Source organism: Winogradskyella sp. (genome assembly GCF_965656915.1).
In the GTDB taxonomy this organism is placed as follows: Bacteria; Bacteroidota; Bacteroidia; order Flavobacteriales; family Flavobacteriaceae; genus Winogradskyella.
Genome location: NZ_CBFHMI010000092.1, coordinates 1 through 5,108 on the forward strand (window position 1 = coordinate 1; position 5,108 = coordinate 5,108).

General features: G+C 33.9%; 5 protein-coding genes. 2 read left to right on the top strand and 3 right to left on the bottom strand.

Going from position 1 to position 5,108, the window contains the following annotated elements; genetic code table 11:
- Positions 1 to 672 (top strand): amidohydrolase family protein (locus tag ACTG3Y_RS13130; protein WP_439153375.1); only part of this gene is annotated, 672 nt, incomplete at its 5' end.
- Positions 673 to 676: 4 nt separating this feature from the next.
- Here ACTG3Y_RS13130 and ACTG3Y_RS13135 read toward each other — a convergent pair.
- Complete coding sequence (locus tag ACTG3Y_RS13135; protein WP_439153376.1) at positions 677 to 1,120, bottom strand: Lrp/AsnC family transcriptional regulator; 444 nt, start codon at positions 1,118 to 1,120, stop codon at positions 677 to 679.
- Between the two features lie 115 nt (positions 1,121 to 1,235).
- Between ACTG3Y_RS13135 and ACTG3Y_RS13140 the strand changes: the two genes are divergently transcribed.
- On the top strand, positions 1,236 to 1,631 hold the full coding sequence (locus tag ACTG3Y_RS13140) for a hypothetical protein (RefSeq protein WP_439153377.1): 396 nt from the start codon (positions 1,236 to 1,238) through the stop codon (positions 1,629 to 1,631).
- A gap of 18 nt (positions 1,632 to 1,649) precedes the next feature.
- On the opposite strand, the gene ACTG3Y_RS13145 is transcribed toward ACTG3Y_RS13140, so the two are convergent.
- Together ACTG3Y_RS13145 and ACTG3Y_RS13150 are read right to left on the bottom strand one after the other, a co-directional pair.
- The gene (locus ACTG3Y_RS13145) at positions 1,650 to 2,264 is read right to left on the bottom strand and encodes a DEAD/DEAH box helicase (RefSeq protein WP_439153378.1); all 615 of its coding nucleotides are present in this window, start codon (positions 2,262 to 2,264) and stop codon (positions 1,650 to 1,652) included.
- 101 nt (positions 2,265 to 2,365) lie between these two features.
- Positions 2,366 to 5,108: methylmalonyl-CoA mutase family protein (locus ACTG3Y_RS13150; protein ID WP_439153379.1), on the bottom strand; the 2,743-nt coding region annotated here is incomplete at its 5' end.

The following is a 5,108-nucleotide window of genomic DNA, read 5'->3' on the forward strand; positions in this document are numbered from 1 at the left end:
CTTTTAGAGTTAGATTTTACGTTAGACCCTACATTTAATATTTATGAGGCTAGTAGAGATTTACATCGTGCAAGACGCGCAGAATGGCATGAAGATTACACTCTACCATCATTATGGAAATTTTATGAACCAAGTAAAGTAAGTCACGGAAGTTATTGGCATTATTGGGGAACAGAGCAAGAAATTGAGTGGAAAAAAAACTACCAGTTATGGATGACATTTATTAATGAATATAAAAACAGAGGTGGTAGAGTAACTGCAGGTTCAGACTCTGGTTTTATTTATCAACTCTATGGATTTGCGTATGTAAGAGAATTAGAGTTACTAAGAGAAGCTGGTTTCCATCCCTTAGAAGTTATCAGAGCTGCAACACTCAATGGAGCGGAAGCATTGGGTTGGGAAGATAAAATTGGTAGTATTCAAATTGGTAAGTTTGCCGATTTTGTTATCGTAGAAGAAAATCCATTAGAAAATTTAAAAGTACTTTACGGAACTGGAGCAATTGAACTTACAGAAGACAATGAAGTGGTTAGAGTTGGTGGTGTAAAATATACTGTTAAAGATGGTGTAATTTACGACGCTAAAAAATTATTAGCTGATGTAAAAAAGATGGTTGACGATGAAAAAGCTAAATCCGATTGGCAATTAAAACAACCAGGAGTTGTAGACTAGTGCTTCACCTCAATGGTTTTATTTCACTATGTTTTACAACATGTGATAATATAATCTGAGTTTTGGTTTCACCATAACTGATCAATTGATCAATGAATGCTTCTAAATGTTTTTGATTTTTTAAAACCACTTCCATCACAATATTCTCATTGCCTGTAATACGATAACAATTTACAACCTCATCAAAAGTTTTTACCTTTTCTAAGAATGGCTTTAACATTCCCATAAACGCTCTTAGTGTTATTAATGCTTTTAACTGATACCCTGCTTCTAATGGAGAAATAAATGTGGTATAACTTTCAATAATCTCAGCATCCTCCATTTTCTTAATACGTTCACTTACTGCTGGAGAACTCACACCTACTCGTCTCCCGATCTCAGCATTAGACATGCGTGCATTTTCCTGCAGACACTTTAAAATCTTCCAATTAAGACGATCGATATTCATTTAAGGTTTTTTACAAATATTAACACAATTATTAAAGCAAATATATGTTTTTACTTTATTTATTAAAGTTAAAAACTACAATTTGTCCTTAATTTCGTGCGTATTGCTATTTAAAATGAATTATAACCTACCATCTCATCTCTCTGATTTGCCGATATATAGAAAGGCTATGGATATCATTATGCTATCTAGAAGTATATCTACATATCTCAATCAAGATTTGTCATATTTAAATGAAGATGGTACTGAGGATTCAAATATTTATTTCTCTGGCGATATTGTGCAACAATCTACTAATCTTGCACCAGAAATTATTAATGCGGAGCGCGAACGTTATTCCGACAAAAAGCATCAACATTTAGAGAGTTTAGAGCGACTCACTAATCAACTTTATAGCAATTGTCGCAGGTTAGAGCGCTCAAAAAGCAACGGTAAAGACTATTTGCCAATATTAAAGGGTGAACTGAAAAAATTCAGAAAACTACAGCGTAATTGGATGATGACTTTATAGTGCATTAACCGAATTTAACTATTGCTGCTTTACCAGTTGCGCATTACTCATAAACGCATTTTGATAGTTTTGAATTCTAGAATTCATTTCATCAGCAATAATTATGTATTGGCATTTGCTTAGACTTTCAGATAATCTTAAGATATGATTATAAGCATTGTTTCGTCCTAAATAATCCGCATCTTCAATTGCAAATAGTTGTATTTCACCCATGTGAATACCATTTAAAAAATAAAGCTTACTTAATCTAGCTGGCGTTGCAATTACGATATCTTGACCAGGGTAAATTTCTGTTTTCTGCTTTTCAATATCATATTCATCATAAAGTGTATAGATACGCAAACCAGTATTTTTGGTGAATTTTTCGAATTCCTCTTTTAATGCTAATGCATCTGATTTATCTTTCACCACAATAATTGCTCTGGGTGAATCTTCAAAAGCTGAGGCTTTTAATTTATGAATTGTTGTTATTATTAGTGCAGTCGTCTTTCCTCTTCCTTTTGGTGCAATAACATAAGTATCTGCACCACCTTTGAGAATAGGCAATACTTTTTTCTGAAATGGATTTGAGGTTTGAAATCCTAAATGTTCCAAAGACTCTTTTAGTAAAGGATGTAATTTTTTAAAAGACATTAAATTAATTCTAATTAAAATTATGAGATCTAGAAATAAATTCGGAATAAGCGATATTCATAATTTTTGAATGCGCAAGCTTATCAAAATAGGAATCCTGCTTACATATTTCTTCTGTACTGCCCACCTACTTCGAATAAAGCTGAAGTAATTTGACCTAACGAACATACTTTACAAACTTCCATTAAGGCTTCAAAAATGTTTTGATTATTAATTGCTTTATGTTGCAATTCTTTAAGTAAGTCTGAAGTATCATGTGCAGCATGCAAATGCTTCAATGTTTGTATTTGAGATTCTTTCTCTTCTTCAGTTGCTCTAATGACTTCTGCCGGTTGAACCGTTGGTGAACCTTTACTACTTAAAAATGTATTTACACCAATAATTGGAAACTCACCATTGTGCTTTAAAGTTTCGTAATACAAGCTTTCCTCTTGAATTTTTGAACGTTGATACATGGTTTCCATTGCACCTAATACCCCTCCACGCTCTGTAATTCTATCAAACTCAAGTAAGACCGCTTCTTCTATTAGATCTGTCAATTCTTCAATAATAAAAGAGCCTTGGATTGGATTTTCATTCTTAGCCAAACCTAATTCCTTATTAATAATTAGTTGTATTGCCATCGCTCTACGAACGGATTCTTCTGTAGGTGTTGTAATGGCTTCGTCATACGCATTAGTATGTAATGAATTACAGTTGTCATAAATCGCATACAAGGCCTGAAGTGTGGTTCTTATGTCATTAAAATCAATTTCTTGAGCATGCAAGCTTCTACCAGACGTCTGAATATGATACTTTAACATCTGTGCTCTTGCGTTAGCTCCATATTTATGTTTTAAGGCTTTTGCCCATATCTTTCGGGCTACACGACCGATAACTGCATACTCTGGATCAATACCATTTGAAAAGAAGAACGACAAGTTTGGTCCAAACTTATTAATATCCATGCCTCTACTTAAGTAATACTCAACATAAGTAAATCCGTTTGATAACGTAAGGGCTAACTGTGTAATAGGATTTGCTCCAGCTTCTGCAATATGATATCCAGAAATAGAAACCGAATAAAAGTTTCTAACGTTATTTTCTATAAAATACTCTTGAACATCACCCATTAATCGTAATGCAAATTCCGTAGAAAATATACATGTATTTTGAGCTTGGTCTTCTTTTAAAATATCAGCTTGAACTGTTCCTCTTACCTGAGCAATCGTTTTTGCTTTGATATCTTCATAAACATCTTTAGATAAAACCTGGTCTCCAGTAACTCCTAATAACATTAATCCTAGTCCATCATTACCTTCTGGCAAATCACCATTATATTTTGGCCTTTCTTTTCCTTTATAAATGAGATCAATCTTCTTTTGAACTTCCTTTTCTAAACCATTTTCTTTGATATAAATCTCACATTGTTGATCAATAGCTGCATTCATAAAGAATCCTAATAACATTGGCGCCGGACCATTAATCGTCATACTGACAGAGGTCATAGCATTTGCCAAATTAAATCCTGAATACAGCTTTTTAGCATCATCTAAACAACATATGCTTACACCTGCATTACCGATTTTACCATAGATATCTGGTCGGTAGTCTGGATCATTACCATAGAGTGTTACACTATCAAAAGCCGTTGATAATCGTTTCGCTGGTAATCCCATACTGACGTAATGAAAACGTCTATTTGTACGCTCAGGACCACCTTCTCCTGCGAACATTCTCGTAGGATCTTCACCTGTTCGTTTAAATGGATATAATCCTGAAGTATATGGGAATTCACCTGGAACATTTTCTTGTAAACACCATTTTAAAATATCTCCCCAAGCTTGATACTTTGGTAAAGCTACTTTTGGTATTTGTGTATGTGAAAGTGACTCTGTATGTGTTTCAATCTTTATTTCTTTATCTCTTACTTTAAAGGAATAAATTGGGTTTTTGTATCTATTTACTTTTTCGTCCCAGCCTGTTATAACTTCCCAGTTGTATGGATCTAAATTTAGTTTTACACGATCGAATTCACTAACTAACAATTTTACAAAGTCTCGATTCTCCACTGTGCCAGAACTAATAGATTCACTATCAATTCCTGCTTTATCTAATCTTGGAGTTGAATCTAAAACAGATTCTAATGTCTTGTAAATACCATATAATTTCTGAGCTACCTCTACTTGTTCGTTTGCTGTTTTATCATAAGCACGATTATTTTCAGCTATTTCAGATAAATAGCGAGTACGTGCTGGTGGAATCACAAAAATCTTCTCACTCATTTCTTTAGAAATCTCAAATGTAGATTTTAAGTCTGCCTCAGTTTTCTCAACCACTTTATCCATAATTGCTTTATAAAGGGTATTCATACCAGGATCGTTAAACTGAGAAGCTATAGTACCAAAAACTGGCATAGTATCTGGGTCAGCATGCCACATGTTATGATTACGCATGTATTGCTTTTTTACATCTCTTAATGCATCTAGAGCACCACGCTTATCAAATTTATTGATAGCCACCAAGTCTGCAAAATCTAACATATCAATCTTCTCTAGTTGCGTCGCAGCGCCAAACTCTGGCGTCATAACGTAAAGAGAAACATCACTGTGTTCCAAAATTTCAGTATCTGATTGACCAATACCAGACGTTTCTAAAATAATTAAATCGTATTCAGCAGCTTTTAAAACTTCTACAGCCTCATTAACGTATTTTGAAAGTGCCAAATTAGACTGACGTGTTGCTAAGCTTCGCATATAAACACGTGGTGAATTAATCGCATTCATACGAATTCTGTCACCTAACAGAGCACCTCCTGTTTTACGTTTTGAAGGATCTACTGAAATTAACCCTACTGTTTTCTTA

Coding starts and splice junctions, on each gene's coding strand:
- ACTG3Y_RS13135 (WP_439153376.1), bottom strand. CDS start 1,120: ATGAATATCGATCGTCTTAATTGGAAGATTTTAAAGTGTCTGCAGGAA.
- ACTG3Y_RS13140 (WP_439153377.1), top strand. CDS start 1,236: ATGAATTATAACCTACCATCTCATCTCTCTGATTTGCCGATATATAGA.
- ACTG3Y_RS13145 (WP_439153378.1), bottom strand. CDS start 2,264: ATGTCTTTTAAAAAATTACATCCTTTACTAAAAGAGTCTTTGGAACAT.